The 22833-nt window shown below is 62.2% G+C and carries 32 protein-coding genes; 11 read left to right on the forward strand and 21 right to left on the reverse strand.

What is annotated here, in order from left to right; genetic code table 11:
- Positions 1-391: 391 nt before the first annotated feature.
- The 3 genes from J1M87_RS24520 to J1M87_RS24530 form a co-directional block, all read right to left on the reverse strand.
- Entirely contained in the window at positions 392-1078 is a 687-nt protein-coding gene (locus J1M87_RS24520) for a nucleotidyl transferase AbiEii/AbiGii toxin family protein (RefSeq protein WP_206492368.1), read from the reverse strand.
- Positions 1071-1565, reverse strand: coding sequence for a helix-turn-helix transcriptional regulator (locus tag J1M87_RS24525; protein WP_206492369.1), 495 nt, complete (start codon positions 1563-1565; stop codon positions 1071-1073). The genes J1M87_RS24520 and J1M87_RS24525 overlap by 8 nt, the downstream gene beginning before the upstream one ends.
- Before the next feature lie 145 nt (positions 1566-1710).
- Positions 1711-1968, reverse strand: coding sequence for a hypothetical protein (locus tag J1M87_RS24530; RefSeq protein WP_206492370.1), 258 nt, complete (start codon positions 1966-1968; stop codon positions 1711-1713).
- A 201-nt stretch (positions 1969-2169) separates the two neighbouring features.
- Between J1M87_RS24530 and J1M87_RS24535 the strand changes: the two genes are divergently transcribed.
- Together J1M87_RS24535 and J1M87_RS24540 are read left to right on the forward strand one after the other, a co-directional pair.
- A complete protein-coding gene (locus J1M87_RS24535; protein WP_206492371.1) occupies positions 2170-2427 on the forward strand; it encodes a hypothetical protein in 258 nt (85 codons plus the stop codon).
- A gap of 539 nt (positions 2428-2966) precedes the next feature.
- Entirely contained in the window at positions 2967-4088 is a 1122-nt protein-coding gene (locus tag J1M87_RS24540) for a hypothetical protein (protein ID WP_206492372.1), read from the forward strand.
- Between the two features lie 149 nt (positions 4089-4237).
- Here J1M87_RS24540 and J1M87_RS24545 read toward each other — a convergent pair whose 3' ends face one another.
- Together J1M87_RS24545 and J1M87_RS24550 are read right to left on the reverse strand one after the other, a co-directional pair.
- Positions 4238-7030: a hypothetical protein gene (locus J1M87_RS24545; protein ID WP_206492373.1), complete on the reverse strand. Its 2793-nt coding sequence runs from the start codon at positions 7028-7030 to the stop codon at positions 4238-4240.
- 179 nt (positions 7031-7209) lie between these two features.
- Positions 7210-7377: a hypothetical protein gene (locus tag J1M87_RS24550; RefSeq protein ID WP_206492374.1), complete on the reverse strand. Its 168-nt coding sequence runs from the start codon at positions 7375-7377 to the stop codon at positions 7210-7212.
- 139 nt (positions 7378-7516) lie between these two features.
- On the opposite strand from J1M87_RS24550, the gene J1M87_RS24555 reads away from it, so the two are divergent.
- The 4 genes from J1M87_RS24555 (at position 7517) to J1M87_RS24570 (ending at position 9314) form a co-directional block, all read left to right on the forward strand.
- Positions 7517-7750, forward strand: coding sequence for a hypothetical protein (locus J1M87_RS24555; protein WP_206492375.1), 234 nt, complete (start codon positions 7517-7519; stop codon positions 7748-7750).
- 46 nt (positions 7751-7796) lie between these two features.
- Entirely contained in the window at positions 7797-8120 is a 324-nt protein-coding gene (locus J1M87_RS24560; protein ID WP_206492376.1) for a hypothetical protein, read from the forward strand.
- 91 nt (positions 8121-8211) lie between these two features.
- On the forward strand, positions 8212-8622 hold the full coding sequence (locus tag J1M87_RS24565) for a hypothetical protein (RefSeq protein WP_206492377.1): 411 nt from the start codon (positions 8212-8214) through the stop codon (positions 8620-8622).
- Between the two features lie 59 nt (positions 8623-8681).
- Positions 8682-9314 carry a hypothetical protein gene (locus J1M87_RS24570; RefSeq protein WP_206492378.1) on the forward strand — a complete coding sequence of 211 codons (633 nt, stop codon included), beginning with the start codon at positions 8682-8684 and terminating at the stop codon, positions 9312-9314.
- Positions 9315-9537: 223 nt separating this feature from the next.
- Here J1M87_RS24570 and J1M87_RS24575 read toward each other — a convergent pair whose 3' ends face one another.
- The 3 genes from J1M87_RS24575 to J1M87_RS24590 all read right to left on the reverse strand — a co-directional run bounded on the left by J1M87_RS24575 (position 9538) and on the right by J1M87_RS24590 (position 11617).
- A complete protein-coding gene (locus J1M87_RS24575) occupies positions 9538-10002 on the reverse strand; it encodes a hypothetical protein (RefSeq protein ID WP_206492379.1) in 465 nt (154 codons plus the stop codon).
- A gap of 199 nt (positions 10003-10201) precedes the next feature.
- The gene (locus J1M87_RS24580; protein ID WP_206492380.1) at positions 10202-10813 is read right to left on the reverse strand and encodes a hypothetical protein; all 612 of its coding nucleotides are present in this window, start codon (positions 10811-10813) and stop codon (positions 10202-10204) included.
- 477 nt (positions 10814-11290) lie between these two features.
- Positions 11291-11617 carry a DUF3846 domain-containing protein gene (locus J1M87_RS24590; protein ID WP_206492381.1) on the reverse strand — a complete coding sequence of 109 codons (327 nt, stop codon included), beginning with the start codon at positions 11615-11617 and terminating at the stop codon, positions 11291-11293.
- 228 nt (positions 11618-11845) lie between these two features.
- Here J1M87_RS24590 and J1M87_RS24595 point away from each other — a divergent pair, with 228 nt between their 5' ends.
- Both J1M87_RS24595 and J1M87_RS24600 read left to right on the forward strand, forming a co-directional pair.
- The gene (locus tag J1M87_RS24595; RefSeq protein WP_206492382.1) at positions 11846-12793 is read left to right on the forward strand and encodes a helix-turn-helix transcriptional regulator; all 948 of its coding nucleotides are present in this window, start codon (positions 11846-11848) and stop codon (positions 12791-12793) included.
- A gap of 5 nt (positions 12794-12798) precedes the next feature.
- Complete coding sequence (locus J1M87_RS24600) at positions 12799-13041, forward strand: hypothetical protein (protein WP_206492383.1); 243 nt, start codon at positions 12799-12801, stop codon at positions 13039-13041.
- 186 nt (positions 13042-13227) lie between these two features.
- On the opposite strand, the gene J1M87_RS24605 is transcribed toward J1M87_RS24600, so the two are convergent.
- From J1M87_RS24605 to J1M87_RS24630, 6 genes are all read right to left on the reverse strand, one after another.
- Positions 13228-13440 (reverse strand): hypothetical protein, encoded by a 213-nt coding sequence (locus J1M87_RS24605; RefSeq protein ID WP_206492384.1) that lies wholly within the window; start codon positions 13438-13440, stop codon positions 13228-13230.
- Between the two features lie 114 nt (positions 13441-13554).
- On the reverse strand, positions 13555-13770 hold the full coding sequence (locus J1M87_RS24610) for a hypothetical protein (RefSeq protein WP_206492385.1): 216 nt from the start codon (positions 13768-13770) through the stop codon (positions 13555-13557).
- A gap of 373 nt (positions 13771-14143) precedes the next feature.
- Positions 14144-14398 carry a hypothetical protein gene (locus tag J1M87_RS24615; protein WP_206492386.1) on the reverse strand — a complete coding sequence of 85 codons (255 nt, stop codon included), beginning with the start codon at positions 14396-14398 and terminating at the stop codon, positions 14144-14146.
- A gap of 14 nt (positions 14399-14412) precedes the next feature.
- On the reverse strand, positions 14413-14640 hold the full coding sequence (locus J1M87_RS24620; protein ID WP_206492387.1) for a hypothetical protein: 228 nt from the start codon (positions 14638-14640) through the stop codon (positions 14413-14415).
- Between the two features lie 168 nt (positions 14641-14808).
- Positions 14809-15024, reverse strand: a complete 216-nt coding sequence (locus J1M87_RS24625; RefSeq protein WP_206492388.1) for a hypothetical protein — start codon at positions 15022-15024, stop codon at positions 14809-14811.
- Between the two features lie 411 nt (positions 15025-15435).
- Positions 15436-16623 carry an RNA-guided endonuclease InsQ/TnpB family protein gene (locus J1M87_RS24630; protein WP_374222420.1) on the reverse strand — a complete coding sequence of 396 codons (1188 nt, stop codon included), beginning with the start codon at positions 16621-16623 and terminating at the stop codon, positions 15436-15438.
- Between the two features lie 59 nt (positions 16624-16682).
- Between J1M87_RS24630 and tnpA the strand changes: the two genes are divergently transcribed.
- Entirely contained in the window at positions 16683-17192 is a 510-nt protein-coding gene (tnpA, locus tag J1M87_RS24635; RefSeq protein ID WP_241257439.1) for an IS200/IS605 family transposase, read from the forward strand.
- Positions 17193-17336: 144 nt separating this feature from the next.
- On the opposite strand, the gene J1M87_RS24640 is transcribed toward tnpA, so the two are convergent.
- From J1M87_RS24640 to J1M87_RS24670, 7 genes are all read right to left on the reverse strand, one after another.
- Positions 17337-17621 carry a hypothetical protein gene (locus tag J1M87_RS24640; protein ID WP_206492390.1) on the reverse strand — a complete coding sequence of 95 codons (285 nt, stop codon included), beginning with the start codon at positions 17619-17621 and terminating at the stop codon, positions 17337-17339.
- 101 nt (positions 17622-17722) lie between these two features.
- Positions 17723-17956 carry a hypothetical protein gene (locus tag J1M87_RS24645; RefSeq protein ID WP_097388318.1) on the reverse strand — a complete coding sequence of 78 codons (234 nt, stop codon included), beginning with the start codon at positions 17954-17956 and terminating at the stop codon, positions 17723-17725.
- 183 nt (positions 17957-18139) lie between these two features.
- Entirely contained in the window at positions 18140-18373 is a 234-nt protein-coding gene (locus tag J1M87_RS24650; protein ID WP_147343808.1) for a hypothetical protein, read from the reverse strand.
- A gap of 502 nt (positions 18374-18875) precedes the next feature.
- Positions 18876-19043 carry a hypothetical protein gene (locus J1M87_RS24655; protein ID WP_206492391.1) on the reverse strand — a complete coding sequence of 56 codons (168 nt, stop codon included), beginning with the start codon at positions 19041-19043 and terminating at the stop codon, positions 18876-18878.
- Positions 19044-19093: 50 nt separating this feature from the next.
- Complete coding sequence (locus tag J1M87_RS24660) at positions 19094-19312, reverse strand: hypothetical protein (protein ID WP_206492392.1); 219 nt, start codon at positions 19310-19312, stop codon at positions 19094-19096.
- 103 nt (positions 19313-19415) lie between these two features.
- Positions 19416-19625, reverse strand: a complete 210-nt coding sequence (locus J1M87_RS24665) for a hypothetical protein (protein ID WP_206492393.1) — start codon at positions 19623-19625, stop codon at positions 19416-19418.
- 46 nt (positions 19626-19671) lie between these two features.
- A complete protein-coding gene (locus tag J1M87_RS24670) occupies positions 19672-19902 on the reverse strand; it encodes a hypothetical protein (protein WP_206492394.1) in 231 nt (76 codons plus the stop codon).
- A gap of 518 nt (positions 19903-20420) precedes the next feature.
- Here J1M87_RS24670 and J1M87_RS24675 point away from each other — a divergent pair.
- Together J1M87_RS24675 and J1M87_RS24680 are read left to right on the forward strand one after the other, a co-directional pair.
- A complete protein-coding gene (locus tag J1M87_RS24675) occupies positions 20421-21665 on the forward strand; it encodes a lipase family protein (RefSeq protein WP_206492395.1) in 1245 nt (414 codons plus the stop codon).
- Positions 21666-21710: 45 nt separating this feature from the next.
- Positions 21711-22670 carry an alpha/beta hydrolase family protein gene (locus tag J1M87_RS24680; RefSeq protein ID WP_118605523.1) on the forward strand — a complete coding sequence of 320 codons (960 nt, stop codon included), beginning with the start codon at positions 21711-21713 and terminating at the stop codon, positions 22668-22670.
- Positions 22671-22833: the final 163 nt, after the last annotated feature.

The raw sequence follows: 22833 nt of genomic DNA on the forward strand, positions 1-22833 counted from the left end.
TGAACTTCTACAACACTCGACGACGGCACTCCACAATCGGAATGCTCAGCCCCCACAGTTACGAACAGTCACTGAACGCGCCCATCATGGCCGCGTAACCACTGTCCACTTTTCGGGGGGAACCTCAGCTCAAGTCGACGAGATAACGGACGTGGCGACGGAGCTGCTGGGAGAGCCCGACACTGTGGCGTAAGCGACTCTATGCGCCGGTGCCGTTACCCGAAAATGAGATGACCCAGAGACGCTCAGAACTCATCACAAACGGGGGTCGGACTCAATCGAGTTCGACCCCTTCCTCTGTTTCGGGCGATCATCGCGGGCCAGCCCTCGATCACGTTTACTCACCCATCGCCAGACCGGTTCTCACTGGCCCTTTTTCGCGTAAGCCGCCCTATCGGTATAGACGCTGTATGCGATCCCACAACAAAGCCTTGGGTGTGGAATCCATCTTCAGTTCGCGAATGCACTGATCGAGCCGGTGAGGATTGTCTCGGTGGTAGTCGATCGCTTTGTCGAGGTCCCTCACAACAGACGAACCGTAGGCCCCCTCGGCCTTATTAACGGCCTCGTCCATGAGGCCGTTGCTGGGCTCCATCATGGCGAGGTCGATCAGGTCTCGACTGAAGACGGAGGTGTCTGCCCATCTGTCGGAGTTTGCGAGCAGTTTACTTGTTGCCATGTCGAGTAGGGACAGCGTTGCCACCCCACATACCTCGTCGTCCCGCCCCGGAATTTCGAAGCTGATGCGCCCCTCAGAAACGATCTCGAACTTGATGGGTGTACCGCCGACATCGAGAATCGCCCGGATCCCGTACTGGTCCGCCACGGGGTCACGGACCAACGGGACCTGGCGCACCATAATCGATTTGAATCCTGAGCTCTTGATCAGCTCTCGAAGCGTTCGGTACCCGGCTGCACTCGAAACCATGAAGTCGACGTCGATCGACTCCCTGAACTCTCCGAAGCGGAGTGCTATCGCAGTCCCTCCACCGAAATAGCAACTCGTGTCTCGAAATAGTTCGCTGTTGAGTGATTCGAGAACAGTTTCGATGAGGTTGTGATGGTCTCTGCTAAACAAGAAGAACTCCCTTGCTGTATTTGACCGCCAGAGCCTGGATCAGAGCTTTTTCCTTGTCGCTCATAGCGGCATGGTCGAGGTGACGCCAATTGCGCTCGTAGGTCCTCAGGGCCTCGAATCCGTCAAGGCGGCTATCGGCATCGAGCTGCCAAGCTGCGGCACTCAGTAGCGGGTAGTCGCCCACTCGCACCTTCTCTGGAGTTTCGGTGTTCACTGCTTCCTCCGCTCCGGTTTGCGTCCACTGCGGGCGAGCATCCGTTAGCTGAAGATGCAGACCCACCGCCTCGGCGGCATTCACCAGTGCTCCTACCGTGACTGATGGCGCGCCGCTCTCGACTCGATGCAGCGTTACCCGTGACATTCCAGCGGACTCAGCTGCAACGGTCGCACTGATCCCTAGCTGTCGTCGACGATCTTTCAAGGCCGCGCCGATAGCAATCAGCGACTGCTCGCTGGGCTCGGATATGGAGGGATTCTTCGACGGCATGTATCTCATTCTATACATTCAGCCGCTTCGGTCAAGGTTGGCGCTGTCACTCTCAGCTGCGCAAAAGTGGGCGGGCGCAGGCGCTGTGGTTGCCACCCTCGCCCCCGGCGAACCCCCATGATCCTTCCTCCGTATTGCCATCCTCCTACTCGACCCAGCCAGCAAGGTCGGCACACAACTCTCGTGCCACGCGAACTACCTCCGGCCCTTCGTCTTCCGGAGAGAAGTTGGCGATTTCGCTTGTGCGAGCGAGGACGGAATCAGCGCTCTTCGTCTCGTCCAGCATGGGATAGACATCGGAGGCCAAGTGCCGCGCTGCTACCGCCACTTTCACGACGTCTTCACTTCGGGGGTCGACGGAGTTGACCAAGGTCATCAGGTCTGCAACCGGGTTGTTGCTCATAATCGAATCCTTCTGTCGTAGTGCCGGTGCGGCGACCGGGAGTCACACGGGCTGTACGTGTGCTGGACGTTCGTAGCTACCATGGCGGGGCTTAAATGCTTTCGCGCTGACGTGCGGTTACCCCGTTGCAGCGGCGCCACCACGCGAGGCCGGGACAGAGGAGAACAATGAGCGGTCACGGTACCGGCGTCAGGAATACTGATGGCACGAAGCTCGGGCAGCGAACCGTCCGATGTCGATGTAGAAGGCAGCGAGAACCGTAGCGACGCCGAGAAGATCCTACCCGGCATGTTTCTTCGCACCGACGGATTCGTTCTCAAGTTCGTCGTCGTCCTCGATTTCGCGTTCGAACCCGCATTCCTGGCACTGCCCGATGGTCGGTTCACTGGCGTCGGCCGGGGCGATGAGCTTGAGATCCAGGTCCTTGCATTCCGGGCACAGGTACTTGTTGAATTGTGACATCGTCGCTCTCCTCTGTTGATGTTGCTTGTTCGCAATGTATCTGACTGGCTCCACCTGTGTTCCATGCAGCTTGCGAGCCCAGGCAAGTGATGTGGCGACCGCCGTCTCGAGCGTCACCTCCCAGTTCTCGCGAGAGCACTTTGTCGCGAAAACATCGAGGCTACAGTCACATGCGCCGATTGCATTGCTGACGTTGACCGCGTGCCGATCGCACACCGTTCACCGTTCACCGTTCACCGGGAAAGATGTCGCAGATCATCCTAGTTCCTTTCTAAGACAAGGGTTCATGGTCAGTTTCGATTCCCGGATGTCGTCGATTGATTGCTCGACGAACCACAGTCGGCGGCTAATGGCTACTATTTCTTTGTGACCAACGGGGGGGAACACCTACGAACTGCCGACCCTTCTCCCGGTTCAGGCTCGGCATCTGTACGTATCGCCGATCGAGAAAGAAGGATTCCGTGAATCGAGTTGGACGAGTGGGCGCATCAATTTGCGTGGCAGCGTTTTTCGCTGTCGCAGGGTGCAGTAGCGACGTGAGTACCGACGACCCGAATGCAGGTGAGTCGACATCTTCGGCGGTCGCCGAGAATGCAAGCAATGCGTCTACCGCTGTGGATCCGTGCTCGGTGGCATCGGTCTCGGGTCAGATGTGCCGGACCGTAGCATCAGCACCAATTGAGCACGCGGACTTCACGAATCAGATTGCGGTATCGATCAACACCTCGCCGACGATCGAAGTTCGGGTCGCGACGAAGGCAGGGGACGTCGCCACGCATCAGGTGTATCCGACCTCGACGTCCGGCGGCGGTGGCCTCGGGCCGACGGGCGACTTCCCCTCCAAACAGGATCACTTCCTCACCTCTGTCAGCGACGTGACAGGGGACGGCGTCCCCGAAATCATCGTCCAGACTGGACAGTTCGCCGATCACTCCGAGTACCAGGTGCTCCGCCTGGGCGAGGACGGGACGTTGGCTGTGGTGAACGCCCCGACGTACAACAAGTGGACGACCGGTAACGACGTGTGGACGACGTACAACACCACGGACCCGGACATCGGCTTCTTCCGTTGCCCGAAGCCGGGGCAGCCTGGTGTCACCACGAATCCCTTGCAGAGCATCAACGTCAACGATGACGGCCGCGGAACCCGCGTCGACTATCTCCACGATCACAAGTCCGGCGCGTGGACTCAGGTCGCGCAGGAACCGGTGACGATGCAGATGGGTGTCTCGACGGAGCCGTTCCGTGCATTCGACTGCACCGACGTCGCCACTCGTACCGATCGCACTCCCGAAGACAAGAACACCCCGTTCACGCCTGAGACCGCAACGTCGACTGTCGCAGCGCCGAGCACGTCCGAGGCCCAAACATCTACTGTCGCAGAACCGTGCACGTTCGATTCCTACCGTGGCAGGGCAACCACGATCTCTTTCGACTCCGGGCACCTCGACTGCGCTGACGCCCAGCGTATTGCCCACGAGTACGAGACCAGCGACATTCCGCCTGGCGGGAATGCCGCGCACCGGGACAACGGCGAGTGGCATTGCTCGTCGCCGACTGCAGGCGAGAACGAGCGGACCGGCCGCATCATGAGTTGCTCCGCATCGGGTGAGGCGTCTCCGTCGTGGCATTTCTATGTCGTGGTCGAACCCAGGTAGCTCAACGGGTTGAGCTCCACCGCAGTAAGTGTGCATTGGAAAGTCCCCCGCAGTCTGCATGGACTGCGGGGGACTTTCGTTTGTTCGCTGAGGTTTTCCATAGACCCACCTCACTCACGGAGATGCCGGACCGGCCATCCACTGCAGCTCTATGGATCCACGAGGCACGGGATCTCGACATGCCCGAATCCCGCGAGGTCGACCTGCCGACCGGGATGCCACTCCCCCGGCGCCTGGTACCGATGGCTGCGGGCGTGGGCGTCGAGCACCGACAATGTTTGTCCTTCAACCGGGTGATCATGAGCGCGGGCGATCGAGATCAGCCCCCACAGGTTCCTGGGGTGGATTGGGTCGCCGAGCTTGAGAGTCTCGAGGTGCGGCTGCCAGAGATCCTCGGCCCCGGTGCCGTAGTCCTCGTCGAATCGTTTCCTGGCGGTGGCGGTCTGCTCAGCTCTGATCACTTCGGACACAGCCTTGACGTACTGGTCTACCACCGCGTTCTCGGCTTGGGCGCGTTCACGCTCTTTGGCTGCGGCGGCGGCAACTCTGCCGGTCCAGGCGTCTACCCGCGCGAGTGCGTCCACGTCGGCCCACGCGAGTCGGGCACGGACGTCGCCGTATCGTGTGGCGCTCTCCGGCCACCAGGGGATGCCGACTTTGTCGAACCGTGGCCACGACGGATCGTCCGGGGAGGCGGAGTACTGAACGAACGACGGGCCGTACCGATTCCCGCGCTCTTCGGTCAGGTGAACACCGTTGCGGTCCTTTGTGATCTGGAATGTACGCGCTGTAATGAGGTCGTCGTCGATGTTGCGGTAGTTACGCAGCCCCTGCTCGCGCAGCGGCGTTTCCTCGGGCGGTAGCGGGTTCGTCCAGGAGTATGAGATCAGCTGCCGCGAGGACGGGCGCCGCTTGTCGTGGGTTTCGGTGATGCACAGCGCGATCGCGGCGGACTGCGCGCGGGCTTCCGCGATCACCGCTTCCCGTTCGGGGCCGGTGAGGTAATGCATCGGGTTTGCGGCGAAATTCCAACGCTCCCAGTCTTCGTGCGCCCATCCTGGCCGCAGTAGCGTCGCACTACGCACAGGAAGGTGCTGCCAGCGCTCTGTTGTCCCCAATGTGCCGTCGGCGTCGATCGGGGTGATGTCGAGGAACACGTGAGGATCGTGCGCGGGCGAGGATGCCGCGTAGACGTGCCAGGCCCCTTTCCTGTTGCGTGCCACGCACACCGCTCCGGGGACGGCGCGCCCGGTCGCGATGATCGTCGCCGTCGACGGGTCGGCGTCGTGTGAACGCCGGGAGCGGTATTCGGCGAGGATCTGTCGGACAGCTCGGCCTTCGTGGGTGGGGTTTCCGTTCAACGGCTTCGCCCACGTGTTCGCGAGTTTCCACCAGTGCACGAGCTCGTCGAGCACACCGTCGACCGTTTCGGGCTCAGCCCCGGCATCGATCAGTTGCGCCGCCAGCAGCACACGAAACGGGCCCTCCGTCTGGGCCTCTGAGTCTTTCGCTGCGATCGCCGATCGTAGTGTCGGCACCATCGTCAGGAAGTGGGCGCTGCGATCGTCGCGACTGTTGAGGTAGTACTGCAGTTCCTCCCGGGTGGCGAGGTCGAACGGCAGCACCCACGAATCGGTGGGCAGCACCAGGCATGATGCACGGGACGACGGGGTCACCGGCATTTCTCCGCCGTAGACGTATCCGGGCCGGTCGGGGATGGGGACATCGCGCTTCCACACCGTGTCGGTGCGGGTGTAGCGAACGATGACACCTCCGTCTCGGCGGTCCTCGATCAGGTGCGGCACACCGGATTCGGGGACGCATCCGACGCTCCGCGGGTGCAACCGCGGATGCCGAGCGGCGCGGTACCGGCCATCACCGTCCCGCCGCAGGTCGTCGAACGCCGACGCGTGCCAGTCTCCGATGATCCGCATCCCGGGGCGCATCTTCGCGTTCAATCGCCGTTGCCACTGCCCGAACGACTCGCGGCCGTCGCCCAGCTGGATGGATGTCTCATCGTCCTGAATGAGGACGACTGTGCCGCTGTCCTGCGCCTCGACGGTCAGCAGGTTCACCCCCGCCGGGGGCAGTGGATGCCAGACCGGGGTGCGTTCGACGATTCCCTGCAGCACCAGCATGATTCGCATGTAGTGACGACGACGGGCGTCGGCCTGCCGTTCCAGTTTCATCCACTCGTCGGAGCCGGGAACCAGCGGCTCCCCGGCTGCGCGGCCGAAGCCGAACAGTCGGCGATCGAACACTTCCACGAACTCAGCGCGACGAGGCAATACTCGGTCGCCGACGGTGATGTCCGCTGTCAGCAGGTAGAGCTTCTCGCCGTTGCGCAGCAGCCACCACGAGCGGGAGTTCTCGGCATCCCGGGCCTCGTCTTCGAACGCGTTGCCGGAATCGCTGCGGACCCGTGTCGGGATCAGCACCACGACACCACGCTGTTCGGGCAGTACTCGGTCCAAGTTCGCCGGGTCGGCGGTGATCCACTCGGTGAACGCGTCAAGGTCTCGTGCGTCCATGCCCGTGGACCGGCGGTCCATCAGGACGAGAGATTCCTCGGCCATCACCAGTACTCGTTGGCGGATGGTGATCGGGGTATCCGCTGCGGCGGGGGCTCCGTCGCGGATCAACTCGACGTGCTCGTCGCGGCCGAGGTACAGATCGACCGTCCACATCATTTCCTGCATCCGTGCGAGTTGCTGCTTCATCGGCGCGATCTGTGCGTCCAGTTCTGCTCTCTGCCGGGCGAAGTCAGCTTCCAGTTCGCAGCGGCGGCGTTCCAGTTCACTACGCAGTTCCTCGTGCCGGGCTTGGGCGCTATGCATCGTGCGGGCGAGGTCGGCGCGCCGCGTGGCGACGGCGCGTTTCGTTTCGGCGGCGTCGCGTCCGCCGCGGGTGACAAGTTGGTCGAAGGGGCCGTCGGTGGGCATCGCTGCCTCCTCACTGGGTCAGGCCGGACTGACACTAATCGTTAGCGGCAGTGCGTTGTTGGTCAGCTACGAAAGCGTCAGCGGCGCTTCGTGACTGACCCGGGCTCCCACCTCAGGCGCCGCGGTCTTCACCCTCGGACTTGTGGCGTGCGGGTTCACCGCGGCGGCGCTGGAAGCTGTCAGTCCATCGTCATCGCGGTGATCCATTCACCTGGGTCCATGCTGTGGAGGGTGAGATCTCCGTCGTATTCCTTGAAGTCGCTTTCCCTGAGCTCGAGGCCCTTTTCTTTTGCTTCTGCGATGAAGATGGCGATGGCGATCTTTTCCGTGTTCGCGGCGCTTGCCATGACTACCCCTCTTCTGTTCGTCTGCTTTGCCGATCAACGGCCTTGAACTCCACGCGTCAGTGTATCAGCTCTGTTACACTCACGGGCATGTTCGGCGCAGCCGTCACCGGCCCCCGCACCACGATCAGAGGAACTACACATGCCCGAGAACGATCTGCCATCAGGCACGCGAGTGACCTGGTCCGACCCCGCAGACGGATACAGCAGAACCGGAACCGTCATCGCCGCGTACAACCGCAAGGCATGGACCCCGGCCGAATACACCTCCGCCGCGCCGGATGCCGGAATGACGATGGTCCGGTGGGACAACGAATCGGACCCGCACTGGGAGTACATCGGCGAACTCTCACGCCCGGAACCGGCGAACCGATAGGTTCGTCCAACTGCCCACCGCATTCCAACAGACCAAAGGAAACCCGATGAGCGAGAACACGTCCGACTACTTCGACAACTACGTAGCAGGCCTCGTGGCACTCGACCACGAGTACCCGGACATCGAACCGCACTTCGGGCAGAGCATCCCCGGACTCGTTCCCACCCTCGCCGACGAAGAAGTCGCACCATTCCTCGCTTCCCTCATCGCCGCATCCGTCTCAACCGAGGTCGACCAAACCACCCGGAACTACACGACGAAGCTCCACAGGTTGATCCAGGATTTCCTCACCGCCCGACGCCTCGACCAACCCCAATCCAGCCGTGGACTCTTCCAACGGTTGCCCTCCACCTGGACAAACGAGAAGTAGCACGATCCGCGGCGGGCTGCCGAAGTCGCCAGACCCGCCGACGCCCATCGCAACGTGCATCCAAGCGACCATCAACCAGGAGAATTTCGCAATGAGCCCCACAACACAAGGCACATGGGTCATCACCGAGGGCCGCGACTACACCTCTCTGGTCGACGATCTCAACACGCGCCTCTCCGGTCACCAACTGGTCGTGACCGAGATAGACACCGTCGAGTTCCCGGACCGCACCGGCAGGACTGGGTGGCAACGCCTGGCGGAACCGGCATATCTCGCACCGAGCAACGTGCACATCCCCGAACGGATCATCATCCCCGTCGGGCTCGGCATCACGATCCCCCTACGTCCCACCGTCCACGACGGTCATATCGTGCACCCGATCATCGACGTCAACGGCGATCACGTCCAGATCCTGTGCCCCTACCTCTTTCACTCCCCACCGCGACAGATCGACTGCCGCTCGTGGAGCATCACCGCCGTCAAGTGGACCGACAACACCTGACACACACTCCTCGTACGATCCTTCACGCACGAACTGACCTGCCTGGCAAAGGAATACCCATGCCGCTGCCCACCTTCACCACGATCAGCAACACCCCAGCCCCGTCGCCGACGATGACCCGAACCGACGCGGCAACCAAGCTCGGCCTCTCCCCCACGGCGCTCGACAAACTTGTCCACAGCGGGATTCTCGACCTCCCTATTCCGACCGAACGCGTCTCCGCCCTGGCCGACCGGCCCCTGCTCTCGGTCACCTCAGGCGAACTGACCGTGTTGCGCACCGACAGCCCACAGCCCGCATCGGACGACGACGACCGCACAGTCATCGGGTTTCACACATCGATGGAAAACGAAGAAATCTGCGACACCAGCCTCCGGTGGTGGCGCTGCGACCCGGCGCGTGTCGTCGACAACAAACTGCTCGTCGTCACGATCGCCACCATCCCCGTCGCGGCCCTTCTCGTCACCGCTCACATCGCCCAGGCGCCGTCCGGAAAGCGCACAGTGCGTCATCGCTTCGACGGCCGACTCCTGGCGCGACTACAGGCCGATGGGAGGGTTGTGCAGGTTTCCGAGGTTGCGGACCTGGGACGCCGAGTCCGTGATCTCATGCATTCGCGCATCATCACGATCAGCGGTGGGCCTATCGGTTATCTGGGGCCGAACCCTGAGCGCGCCCAGCCCCGCAGATGATCTCACTCTGACCGCAACACAGAACGGCCCTCGACTTCACATCGAAGTCGAGGGCCGAACCAGTTCGCAGCGGGTGAGCCGATGCACCACCCGGGATGGACTTACTTCGAACGAATCCGAGCGCATTTCCCACGTCCGGTGGCGCACTCCGAGAGCGGAGACTCGAGTGCAGAGACGTCCGGCTAGCCGCCACCGGGTAACGATGGTTCTCGCTCGTCCACTTTCACTTCAGCCACGACCGGGCCGCCTTTGCAGCTTCCGCCTGGGCTGCGCGAGCGATAGGTTCACGCGCCTGCTGGGCGGCAGCGATCAAAGCGTCGAGGGTCTCGAGGTTCGCCGAGGACCCCTTCGACGCCAGGAACGCTTCGTAGGCGGCGCGAACAGCTCGACCTGCCTTCACCGAGCGGATGTAGTTGATTGCGTCGACGACATCGGCGCCTTCCGGCGGGGCGAGTACGGCTTCCTGGCCGTCCCAACCTTTCATTATCCGCACGTAGCGCTCGCCCCCAACAGACTGGTTGGACCAGCGTTCTTCGCCAGTTCGCGGGAAGTCCACGACGACGTCACGGGTGAGCACCTTGGTGATGGTGCCGCGCTGGACCGATGTGACGGCTCCGCGTGACGAGTAGATCGCGGCGACGGCCGCGCCGGGAACAGCCCATTCCAGGTGATTACCGGTGGTGCTCATGGCGTTTCCTTTCGGAGTCGCCCACAACGCTCTGGCGCGGGCAGGTGGTCGACGTAAGCGGTGGAGTGGCGCCGTGTCATCGCTTGGCGAGGCGACCGAGTCGCTGGACGCGACGCCGTGCCGCATGGTCGTCCAGGTCTTGGGTACATCCGCACGTGGGGGATGCCCCCGGCGCAGTGGGAAGGTTCGGCGCTGGGCATCACGCCTCCGGTGGCGTTCCGATGATGTTGCGGCCTGCTTCGGTGATTTGCCAGCCGTCATCGTATTCGTTGACAGCGTAACCGTTTTGGTCCAGGTGGAACATGCCTCCCAGTACGAGATCTCGCATCCCGATGTTGGATTCTTCGCTGGATCGGCTCGGGTCTACCGTGACCGCTATGCGAGTGGGTGTCCATACTTCGCCGTCTGCGAGGCACTCCATGATCATGGATGGGATCGGTCCGAGCGCTGCTTTGGCGTGTGGGGGCAACGGCTTCGGCCGTGAGCGCTGCGAGTCGACTCGGGCCGGTTGTGGGCCTTGAAGAGGGGATCGCACCACGTATTCCGTCTCAGGCATCGACGCGGGCGTAGAGGGCCGCTGGTCGGTCCGTGCGCCCTGGCGGCGAATGAGACCTCGAACTTGGTCTGCCGGGTATCCGCTGACCCGTTTGATGCGGCGACTGGCCAGTAGTGCACGGGCGCGTGATTGTGAGACTCCCCAGTGGTCGGCCACTTTCTCGATCGGCCAGAGGAATTCGCTCAGCAAGCCAAGGGAATTCGGATGGTCATTGTCCTCGCCGGACGGATTGCCGTTCGTTGGTTCACTGGCCATGAGACAAACTTACGAGCGTTTTGCTCGTAAGTCAATTGGGCCGGGTACGACAAGGGGCACCACCGAGACCGGTGGCGCCCACTTCCCCCAACGACCGATGCCCTGGGGGCCCTAGTAGTCCTCGTCCCACCGCTCACCGGCGTAGGTCGGATCGAAATCAGGGGGCGCCTGCTCGGGATACCTGGCGCGAATCTCTTCGTCTCGCACCAACCGCTCTTCCCAGTGTTTGTCACACCGAGGGAACGACTTGCCCGTGGCCGACAACGCAGTTCGGTACTCGACGACCCCGCGGCAATCACTCGTATCGCGGTCCAAACAAACGGGCGGTTCCACATCATCAGCCATTTGCGAACACTTCTCTCTTCAGTCGGTGGAGCGGCGAGTGTTATGTCACCGTATCGCCCACGCCCCCAGTGCATCTACCCAATCGCGTGAAGCGCGGCCGATACCCTCGGCGCCGAAGGTCAGCAGTCGGCTCTAGGTGTGCGCTATTTCCAGCAGGGAACTCTTCTGCTCGTCCGTGAGGCTGACGACGTCGTCGCCGTCGATTCCGGTGAGCACTGCAACGCCGAAGCATGGTGACGAGGTGAAGCCGTGCGACGCCGCGATAGCAGTGGCGCGTTGATTGAGTGCCAGACCGCCTGTGGGGATCGCATCTTCGTTCAGCCACAGGACGATCTCGGGAGCGAGGAACAAGGGGCGGACTGCGTCGCACTTGATGACGTCCCGGAGAGCGCCGTCGACACCGTTTGAGTCGGCACCCAATTCGACCTCCCCGGCTGTGCCGTCAACGTCAATCCGCATGCCGTGTACAGGCATTTCCAATCCCCATTCCTCGCATGTCGTCGGCTCCGACGACCGACGCTGCTTTCCCTTATCAGCCCGACGGTACAGCATCATGAAGCCCGATGCGCGCCATTTGTTGCGCCTGGCGCGACATCGAGGGTCGAATTGCGCTACATTCATTTCGAGTGCCGACGCGGAAGGAACCCGCGAATCAGCCGCACGTCCGCGACAAGCCGAGGAGCAACGATGGACAACCTCACAACCGTGATCGAGAAGGCCCTGACTGCACGCGGCCTCGGCAAGTCCGAGTTCAGCGAAATGGTCGGGGTGAGCCGCTCGACGCTGGCGCGGTGGGACACGAGCCTCCCGCAACCAGCGACCCTGCGAAAGATCTCCGATGTGCTCGAGATCCCGCACAGTGCCGTCCTCTCTGCCGCCCTTGCGAGCGCCGGGTACCTCGGCGGCGCTGACACGTTTCCATCTCCGGACGTGTACGTAGTCGTCAACGAATGCGACCCTGACGACAGCCAGCAATACCTCAATGCAGGGCTTCCAGGAGCCGGTGTCGTCGGCGTCTACACCACGGAAGGCGCCGCCGATCGGTACGTCGAGACCGCAAACCGAATCAGCAACGTAAGCAGCGAGTTCCGAAAGCACACCCTTGAACTCGACACACCTGCCGTTCCTTCGACGGTCACCGTCTACACGAGCCGATGGGAGTACCTCAGCGACACCATTCGCACCACCGAGTCGATCCACACGAGCGTTCCTGAACGGCTCGGGGAATCGGGCACCAGTCCGGTCGACGCCGAGGAATTCCCACACACAGGCCTTGTCCAGGAACTGGTCATCAGCTCTCTGGACCCTCGACGCGGGGAAGACATACTCAAGTGGTTCCTCGAGACCCTCCGCACTCAAGGACGCGTGCGAATCCCGGTCGACGCGGAGCGTGCACCCGAACCTGTCTTCGAATCCTCATCGTCGGCCTCAGTGATCCCGTCCTCGTTCCGCGACTTCACCGAAAGCGCTGACGGTGCCAAGCGGTCGCCAAGTACCGACGAGAACATTCGCGCGGCCCTCAATTACATCAAGCACAGTTATCCCGGCGTCCCTCGGTACTCCGCCACAACCCCAGCCGATCTCATCCAAAAAATGCTGGACCGCGGCATCGGCAACCCATCCAGCAAGGGGTAAATCGTATGTCCACCATCAAGAACGCCGAAGACCTCGTGGTCGGCGACGTCTTCACGCCGCCAGCAGAATGGCTCGGCGGACACACGTTCACCGTCATCACCCTCGACAGACCCCACAAAGCCCATCACGACGGGGCCGACAACTACGACGTCGAGCGCGACACGATCAACATGCTCGTCAGCCGGGACGGAGCCAACTACACGGTCTGGCTCTGGCCAGATCAGCCCGTCACGATCGAAGGCGACTGAAATGTCTGCAGTGGAGGGCATCCGGACGCTCGAACATATCGACGAAAGTCCACTTCACGGGACAGTCAACAGAAAATAGGCTCTCAGACAAGCGAATCGAGCACTACCCACACTAAATCTGGGTGGTGCTCGATTCTTGCCGCTGGCTGCGGGTGGCAGTTCAACTACCGCCCGCCAGCAGCGCAGTCAGAGGTAGAGCCGTCCGACCTCGTCGGATGGTGAGATCTCCCAGCCGGACGGGTGCATTCGGTACACCACGACGCCTGGCCCCGAGTAGTCCCACTTCGAGGAGACGCCCGAGTAGGCCGAGTCGCCCTCCGCGAGCGTGATGACTGCCTTTTTCCAGCCCTCCCCGATATCCTCGCCCGCGTCCATGATCGCTTGGTGGTCGTAATGCATCCTGCACTCCTATCCGTTTATCACTGAATTGTGGCGTAGATGACGGCGCTCGTCGTCATCGTTCCACGTCGCCGCGCCGCTCACGCGGCACGTGGTCAACGAGACACCTGTCGGTCACTGAGTAGGTTTCGGCGTAATCACCATCTCCCGAAATGGCATTCCATCCCCGCATAGTCGCCAGTCGGTGCTGCGTATGTATCCGGCTTCGGCGACCTTGTCGTACGCGATCAGCTTGGTTGCTGCGGTGCCCAGCTCGTCAACTGACCCGTCGTCGTGTTGGATCCACAGGTTCTTCGTCTCACGGTTGTACATGGCTTTCATCGCGCGCATCCTCACTCGTTGGTCGTGGCTGCCCTCACCTTTGACCGTTGAGGAAGTCGCAGCCGATTCGAGCGTGAACGTAGCGTGCGCGGCGCCCTGATCGCTCACCCAAACCTGCACGGCTACAACGCACCCCGTAGGTCCAGGTAACTCTTACGGCCGACACTATGTCAATCCCACTTTTGCCGAGACGACAGGGCTCACCATGTTTGGTTCACCGTTTGCGGACACGGCGATCGGCAACACAGTGTGCCCGCACGCCGCACCGATCCGGCCGGGGCAATGAACATGGCCTCCGCTCGAATGATGCAGTGGAGGCCACTCTTCGAGTGCGCTGGCCGCAGGGAGGTCGGACAGTGCCGAACGCAACCGATTTCAGACTTCAGTCGAGCATCCCGCGGGCGTAGTCGTCGAAGAACTTTCGTGTCTCCTCGCTGACGGGAATGCCCACGATGTTGACAACGCGGGTGTCGCCATCGTCGCCGCGGACTCGGTATTCCCAGGTACCGTCCGTGCACTGACGGACGACTTCGGTGATGGTCGCGGTCCCTTCCCACCGCGCTTCGGGGTAGCGTTCGTCTTTGCTGAAGATTCGTGTCCCGATGGGAAGTTGGATCCGGTTGTCGTGGTTGGTCATCGGCCGATCCTCGGTCAGCTGGTGGTCAGCGCCTGCGCGACCTTCTTGGCTTTGAGTCGGTCGAAGATCGCGTCGATGTCGCGCTCGGTGGCACCGGCGTCCAACGCTACGCGAGTCAGGAGTGCGCAATCTCTCGCGGCCACCAAGTTGGTCCGATCGACCAGCCCGCCTGAGGTTTGAAATTCTCGGTCCAACTGCTCGATCCATGCCTGCAGTTCGCGCAGCGCCTGTCGCTTGTCCATTCTCGGATCCTACAGCGGGACAACCGTTTCGGTGCGAGTCTGGCTGCAATGATGTCACTCGAATCATGTTGCGATTACAACGAATTGCGGGCCGGTCGCATCGCAGAGCGATGTGACCGGCCCATCCCGCCCCGAGTACGGGAGAAACGCCAATCCAGTCGACTGTTGCTAGAAGGTGGGTGCCGCGAGGAAGTCGACGTCCACGCCGTTGTACTGGTGTGGCGTTTCGGTCAGGATCGATGTGTAGGTCTCCCCGGTTTTGAACTGGCCGGTCAGTGCGGCGATCACGATGCCGGTTCCGTCGCAGGTGGCGTCGTACAGGGTGGTCGATGCGCCACCGTCTCCCTTGACGCCGTTGACGGTGAATGTCTTGGTGTTGCTCATGTTCTTTCCCTTTGTTGATGCGTCGAGGACCGCCCGCGTGTCGGGTCGGTCTGTGAGTTGCCGGGAACGGTAGCGTCCCGGCATGCTGATGCGTTGGCCGTTAATAGCGTTGCATCCCAACGACTACCGGCAATCGTAGCGGCGTTCGGCGTCTCTGTGTCGGATTGCGTTGTGTGACGGCGATGCTCACTTCGCTGCGTCGACTGCTGCAATAGACTTCCTGATCGCCTCGCCGCATGCCGTGAATGTGATGCCGTTCTCGGCGGCAGTGAACTCCTCTGTCAGTTCCAGTCCGCACGAGGTGACGGACTCACCGTCGACTGTGTCACCGTCAATTTTGTGACTGCGCCCGTTGGGTTTACGGACAATCAACTACCCGGCCCTGAAGGACCAGGTTTGCTGCTCACCGACCTAGCTGGATGCTAGAGCGGTGGCTGCTTTAGGCACGGTTGATTGAGCGGCCCAATACTTTTCGTGTCCGAGTGCGGCGATGTTGCGGGCAGCATTGTGGTCCGCGTGCGCGGCCCACCCACAATCGCGGCATTCGAACCGAGCTTGACTGCGGCGATTCTTCACATCGCAGAACCCGCACTGCGAGCAGGTGCGGGAGGTGTTGCGCGGGTTGATCACCTGCACCGGAACACCCACCATCTCTGCCTTGTAGGTGAGGAAGTCCCGCAGTTGGGCGTAGGCCCAGCTGTGTACCTGTGCTCGTTGTTTCTTGGCCAGCCGTACCCGATCGCGGATACCCGACAGATCTTCTATCGCGATACCACGGGCGGTGCGTTGCGCCTGAGCAACAATTGTTTTCGACAATTGGTGATTGATGTCGGTGGCGAACCGTTGTTCCTTCCGTCGCCGTGCCTTCAACTTCCGCTTCGCGGACTTGGTGCCGACCTTCTGCAGAGCGGTCCGCATGACCTGGTTCTTTTTCCGGCGAGCGGTGACAGCGCCTCCGGACCACCGGACGTCAAGGCTCTTCGGGTCGTCATCGGTGGTGACCGCCAGGTTCACGATCCCCAGATCCACGCCCAACCACCCGTCGACCGGATCCTTCACCGGCACAACCGGCGAGGGTGCCGGTTGATCGACGGTGGCATACAGGTAGAACTGGCCGTCGCGGTAGACGAGGTCGGATTCGCCTTTGCGGTCTGCGAGGAGTTTCCGCTGCCAGGGGGCGCACACGAACCGCAGACCCCTCATTCGGCCCGACACCGTCCAGATCGACACAGTCGACGAATCGAGTTGCCACGACAAGCACCGATCGTCGAACGGTTGCGCCGCCAGCGGCCGGAACCGCACCGCGGTATCAGACACCGCGGCATACCGTTTCGAACCTGACTGGCCGTAGTTCCCGGCTTTCAGGTTCGCCGCCCGGGTGGCGTACGCGTCGGCAACTTTCCGCAGAACATGCAACGACGGCTGCGCCGACAATCCCCGCGCCTTCACCATCGGGTACATCGCAACCTGCAACGCCCGACGCGACTGCAGCTTCATCAACTGCGCAAACCCTGCAACCTCGTTGGCAACGTCATTGCACAACACCATCGTCGATTCGAGCGCCGCGAACTGCTCGGCAGTGGGCACGAGCTTGACCACGACAATCCGTTTCAACCCGCACTCACCACCTCTCCGCTACTCAACGCCACAGTTGGTCTATGTCACCCCGATGGACATCAGACCCCAATGTACGACGGGGTCGTAGCGTTGTGTACAACCTCCACGCGCACTTGGTCTTTGTCACCAAATATCGCCGAGGAGCTTTCACAGATCCGATGCTGACAAGATGCGAAACGATCATGGCAGAGGTGTGCGACAAGTTCGGCGCAACGCTCACCGAGTTCAACGGCGAAGCCGACCACGTACACCTTCTGATTCACTATCCACCGACCGTTCAGCTCTCCACATTGGTCAACAGCCTCAAAGGGGTCTCTGCCCGCCGCCTGCGGCAAGAGTTCCCGGAACATATCCGCAAATACCTTTGGTGCAACCACTTTTGGTCGCCCTCGAACTTCGTTGCTTCAGCTGGCGGTGCACCGTTGTCGATCATCGCCGAGTACATCACCAACCAGAAGCGACCAGATTCCCAGGGCCGCCCGCGAACAGAAAATGACCGAAACACCGATCAGCTTCCTCCCGGCCCTGAACGGCCAGGATTCCGCCGATAGCTCAGTTGAAGACTCGAAATTGGATGCCATCCGTAGTGGCGTAGAACTCTGTTTCGGTACCTTCCTTCTGTTGGATACGGCCCTTAATGTTGCTGCGGGACTGACGCACGTATGCGTTCTGCGTCCTAGTGCCAGGACGGACGATCAGTGATCGCCGACCTCTGCGAGGAGCGCGGCCGTGGCCTTGTCGCGGATCCCGTTGAGCACCTTCCACACGTCGTCCTCGGCCTGTTCGAAGGCTTTGTCGAGGGCGGACTGGATGGTCTCGGTGGGAAGGTTGCACAGCGCCGACAGCTGCTCAGGACTGACGTTCTTGTTGCCGTAATACCAGTCGTCGAACAGGAATTGCAGCGACGCTGGGTTCGACGGGTTGCCGTTCTGCTGGGCATGACGTCGGCCGGTGGGGTCGGTGGCGAAGAGATCGGACATAGTGGGGGTGCTCCTCGGTATCAGGTCAGGGAACGGTGAGACGATTCTCCGGTTGCGGTGCTGTGGAATCCCCGCGACCGGTTCAGCAATCGGGGCTGTCGTCAGATCTCGATGCCGGTTTCCCACTCCCCGCCGTCTCGTCGCTCTTGGGTGGCCATCTCACCGTTCGGTTCGATCAAGATTGACCATTCGAAGCCGTCGCCCTTCATGAATACTTCAGTCGCGCCGCGTTCGTCGGTCGCTCCGAGTCGCCACTCCCCCGGCACGTTGTACCCCTGCCAGAAGGCGACAACTTCCTGTTGCTTGGGATTGAGCGCTGATATGTCGAATGCCATGTCGGGTCTCCTGTTGATTCTGGTCGATGCGCGTCGTCGGCGCTGTACGCCGCAGTGGGCGTTGTCGTTTCGCGATGGTGGCGCCGTTCACCGGATTCGCTGTATCGCTGTATCGCTGTGTCACTGTGGCTGATTCCGGGCGACCCCGGGCACCCCGGTGGCTACGAACACTCAGGTCGGCCGCTATACGGTGATTCCGTCCACCCACGTGCCGCCGGGTTCACGGGAGGATTCGGCGGACTCGCCGAACGGTTCGATGGTCAATGACCATTCGATGTTCTCGCCCTTCATGATTGCTTCGACGACACCGTCTTTGTCGGGCTGTCCGATCAGCCATTGACCTGGCACGTTGAAGGACTGCCAATGGCTGATGACCTCTTGTTGGCGGTCGGTCAATTTCGGCACTTCGAATGCCATGGACTTTCTCCTGCCAGTCTCGATCTGTGTGTCGATCTGTGTGTTGGTCAGCATGGCGAAGTTCTGTGCGGTTTCGCTGTGCTGTGTTGGATACGTGGCACCTTCGCCGAGGTGCTGGGCGGGGCTGAGTTGACTACGCGCTTTGTGCGCCTGAGGTTTCGCGTTGGTCGGCGTGGGCGCCGCAGTACCCGTCGTACCCTTCTCCGTCGTCGAGGGAGTTCTCGCAGTCCGGCGCGTCGCAGGTATTAGGGTCGTAGTCGGCGAGTTCACTGTCAGACGGCGTCGGCTGTGGGGCTGATTTCGGCATGTTCTGTGCCCTTTCGCTTTACGTGTGTGTGGGCGTGCGCCACTCGCGCATATCCCTGACGATATGACACTTCGGTCACATATGGTCGGGGTGCGAAAGTTGCTGCGGCACGGACGATCCTCATGTCTCGTGACGCTTGCCCGTGCCCGGGGCATGGGTGCGGTCTCACCGACTTTCGCGTGAGCGTCTGCGCAGCTAGTCCGGCTGGTTGTTCCAGTAGGTGGTGTAGGCGTCGATCTCCTCCGCGGTTGCGACGTGCCAGTTGTGTTCGTCCCCGGGTTGTGGGTAGCCGATGACCGGCACGGTTCCGGCGCCGGATCTGTCGGTGTTGTGGGCCATTTGTTCGTCGGCTTGTTCGGTCACAGTTTCTTTCCTGGTGTCTGTTTCGTTCTGCGGGTGGGTTTCTCGATTGACTATTGATCGCGGGGGGTCGGGTCGAGGGATCCGAATTCACCCCGGTCTTCGATGTGCCGTCTGAGTTCGGTCCACTCGCCGCTGTATTCCACGCGGGTGAAGCCGCAGGAGCAGGTTGGCGGCAGCTCGGTGACGGGCGGGATGGATGCCACGTAGTGCAGACCTTCGAATTGGTCGACCTTCACGATGAGGTGGCAGTAGCGATTCGCTTCGCCCATCGGTGCACGGGGCGGACATTCATTCGGGGTGCGTTGACTGACGGCCCCTGCGGCGCGTCTCTGGAATGCGCGGGGCAGCTGCGGGACTCGGGCCTGGCTCCACTCAGCTGATCGGGGTGTCGACGATGTTCCAGGACTTGATCTCACCGGAGTCGGTCTCGACGAGGTATTCCCACGTGCCGTCCGCTGCGTGCTGTTTGACGACCTCGACGATGGTCGCGGTCCCGCGCGCGATCGCTTCCGGGTACTGCTGGCCACGGTGCCGCACGCGTGTGCCGACTTCGAGGGCCGTTTTGTTGTTATGGGAGATCACACTCGCTCCTGCCTGTCGGTGTGCCTTCCCCGCCGCGTGCGCGGGCTCATCCGAGTGTCGCGACCAGGGCGCGGGCCTTCGATTTCACCTTCGCGGGTATGTCGGCGGTGCACTCGGCAAGGCCGTTCGTCCATACGTCACCGAGTTCGTACCGGTCTGCCGATCGTGTGACCGGTGTCGTGAACACTTCACCGTTGCGGGTGTCTTCGACGTGCGCATTCTGCCAGTCGACGGACACCACCCACGGTCCGACGTTGCTGCTCGCTGCCATCGCCATTGGTGCTCCTCGCGTGTAGTGGAATTGGATCGTCGTCGCCGTGCCGCATGACGCGGCAGGGTGCTGGAAATTGCGTGACAACAAGCTAACTCAGATCGCGGTCGTCGTGTCAGGTCGTGTTCACGCGAGAGCATCGGCGTTCACTGCAGCGTTCCCCCGTGCAATTCCCTTATCCTGCTCATCGCTACGGCGACAGGGCAATTCCGCCTCTGAAGTGCGCATATTCTCGGTCGCTGATCGAAATCACCTCTAGGCGGTCAGCGATCCCGCAGACGGCGACTGTGATCCATCCCCCTCTCTGTCGTAACAAAATATTTGCCAGCAATGATCAGGCGATCCGGTAACGCGGGCACCATGCAGACCCAGACAAAACGAATCCGATAGTTGTTAAAGTTATTTCACGAACCTGAGGAGCGCCCACACCAGTGCGCCTTCCCATTCGACTACCCATAGCATCTCGCCCGCAACACGCGCGCGTGCTCGGAGCAGTCGTTGCAGCCCCCGATGAAAGGCGACACATGCGCCCCCGTACTGCCCGACCACACGCCCGAAGGATCGGCGCCGTCCTCGCCGCAGCGGCAGCCGCCACCACCGTTGCCACGGTCACCGCGCCGACGGCCAGCGCGGTACCGATCGTGTACCCGGCAGCATTGACCGACGGCTTCTACAGCGCCCCGGCAGACCTGGCCGACAAGGCGCCCGGCGAAATACTGGCCGTCCGCCCCGTCCCGCCACCGGCGTTGTTCTTCGACACCACCGCCGTCCAGCTGAAGTTTCGATCCACGAACTCACAGGGCGCTCCCATCGCCGCAGTGACCACGGTTCTCTCCCCCACCGGCGCCGCACCCGCTCGCCCAGTGCTCTCGTTCCAGCACATCGTCAACGCCCTCGGGTTGCAGTGCGCGCCGTCACAAGCTCTGTACACCTCGGACCCGAACCTGATGATCCGTGAAGCACCCGCCCTCAACGGCGCACTGCAGCAGGGCTGGTCCGTCGCCATTCCCGATCACCTGGGACCGACCAGCGCGTACGGAGCAGCTCGACTGGGTGGGCAGATCACCCTCGACGGGATCCGCGCTGTCAAGAACCACACGCCGCTGGCCCTGACCGACAGCCCTGTCGGGTTGGCCGGTTACTCCGGCGGCGGCATGGCAACTGCAATGGCCGCGGCGCTCGCACCGACGTACGCGCCGGAACTCGAGCTCGCTGGCAGCGCCTTCGGTGGCGCTCCGCTGAACATCGGCAAAATGGCGAAGGGCCTCGGCGATTCGCCGCACCCGGTGTTCGGGTTGGCGATGGCCGCAGCAATGGGACTCGAACGTGAGTACCCGCAGCAGATGCCCGTCAGCGAACACCTCAATCCCGAGGGCGTCGCCCTGCGCGATTCGATCGCCAACGCTTGCACCAACGACATCATCGCGGGCGGCGCAGGCCGCAGCATCGCCGCCGTCGCAGACACCATCAACGGAACCGCCCTGCTCGACGACCCCTCGATCCAGGCCGTCTTCGCCGACAACAGCGTCGAAGCGCTCCCCTCCGTTCCGAACGCACCCATCTACGAATGGCACGCCAACGACGACGTCCTGATCCCCGTCGACGCGATCACCTCCACCATGCGCCGCTACTGCGATGCCGGTGTCCCGGTCCAGTCCGAATCGGTGTGGAGTCCGGACCACCTCTCCGCGGCCGTGGTTGGTCTTCCCGGCGCCATCTCGTTCCTCACTGACCGCTTCGAAGGCGTCACCCCGACCAGCAACTGCTGACCGACAGGTAAAGGAATCACTGTGCACAAACACACCACGCACCGCATGCGGCGAACCGCCATGCGCATCGGTGCCACCGTTCTCGCCGGAGCAATCGCGTTCGGCGCGGCCGGTACCGCTACAGCCGCACCGGCGAACCATCGCGCACCTGCCGGAGGATACGAAGAAGTCTTCGTCCCCTCCGAGATGGGGCCGGTGAAGGTTCAGATCCAGTGGGCAGCGCGCGGCGGCGACGCAGCGTTGTATTTGCTCGACGGCCTCCGCGCCCGCGACGACGTCAACGGCTGGACCCTCGAAACCGACGCCGCGCGCCAGTTCGCCGACGACGACGTCACTTTGGTGATGCCGGTCGGCGGTGAGTCGAGTTTCTACACCGATTGGCTCGCACCGTCGAACTTCAACCGCCAAGGCGTGACGTACAAGTGGGAAACGTTCCTCACCGAGGACCTCCCCGACTACCTCGCGACGCGCGGTGTCTCCCGCACCAACAACGCGGTCCTGGGACTGTCCATGGGCGGTAGCGCCGCCCTGTCCCTGGCAGCGCATCACCGCGACCAGTTCAAAGCCGCAGCAGCGTATTCCGGGTATCTGAACCTGTCCGCCCCGGCGATGCGTGAAGCCATCCGAGTCGCGATGCTCGACGCGGGCCGCTTCAACGTCGACGCGATGTGGGGTCCGCCGTGGGGCAACGGTTGGCTGCGCAACGATCCGTTCGTGTTCGCACCCACCCTCAAGGGGCTGCCGATCTACGTCTCCGCCGCGAGCGGCCTTCCGGGACAGCACGACCAGCCCAAGGGCATTGTCGGACACGTCAACAACGCCAGCGCCATGGCGTTGGAGGCACTGTCCCTCGCGCAGACCCGCGCCTTCCAGATCCGCCTCGACACTCTCGGCATCCCTGCGCAGTTCAGTTTCCCTGCCGCAGGTACGCACAGTTGGGGTTACTGGCAGGACGAGTTGGCCAAGTCTCGTCCGATGCTGCTCGACGCCCTCGACGCACACTGATCCAACTGGCCCAGCGCGCGCCCCGAACCGAACAGGTTCGGGGCGCGTTGTCGTTTCCTGTCCCAGATCGACCGCGACACCGACTATCCCGTCAGATGGTGTTGCGGAGTTGCTGCGCGCCAGATAGTTTCATCGGTATACGGCTCACCACGCGGGCCGTTCC

Origin of the sequence: Rhodococcus sp. KRD162, assembly GCF_017168335.1 — a bacterium.
In the GTDB taxonomy this organism is placed as follows: Bacteria; Actinomycetota; Actinomycetes; order Mycobacteriales; family Mycobacteriaceae; genus Rhodococcoides.